A 385-nucleotide genomic window follows, 5' to 3' on the forward strand; every position below is an offset into this window, starting at 1 on the left:
GTCGAACAACAAGCTGCTCACCACCGTCGCCTATCAGCTCGGCGGCAAACGCACCTACGCGCTGGAAGGTTCGATCTTCGTCGCCGGCAGCGCGGTGCAGTGGCTGCGCGATGGCCTCGGCGTCATCAAGCATGCCTCCGAGACCGGGCCGCTCGCCGACAAGTCGGATTCGGCGCAGAGCGTGTATCTGGTCCCGGCGTTCGTCGGCATGGGCGCGCCATATTGGAATCCACGCGTCCGCGGCGCGCTGTTCGGCTTGACGCGCAACACCGGCCCGGTCGAGCTTGCCCACGCCGCGCTGGAGAGCGTGTGCTACCAGACCTTCGACCTGTGGGCGGCGATGCGCGCCGACTGGCCGGATGCCGACGCTGCCACCACCGTGCTC

1 protein-coding gene is annotated in these 385 nt (G+C 68.3%); it reads left to right on the forward strand.

All coding sequences use genetic code 11. The features are described 5' to 3' along the window. A partial coding sequence (locus tag DYI24_RS27940) for an FGGY-family carbohydrate kinase (protein WP_246701415.1) occupies positions 1–385 on the forward strand: 385 nt, incomplete at both ends.

Origin of the sequence: Rhodopseudomonas sp. BR0C11, assembly GCF_010820945.1 — a bacterium.
Lineage (GTDB): Bacteria > Pseudomonadota > Alphaproteobacteria > Rhizobiales > Xanthobacteraceae > Rhodopseudomonas > Rhodopseudomonas palustris_H.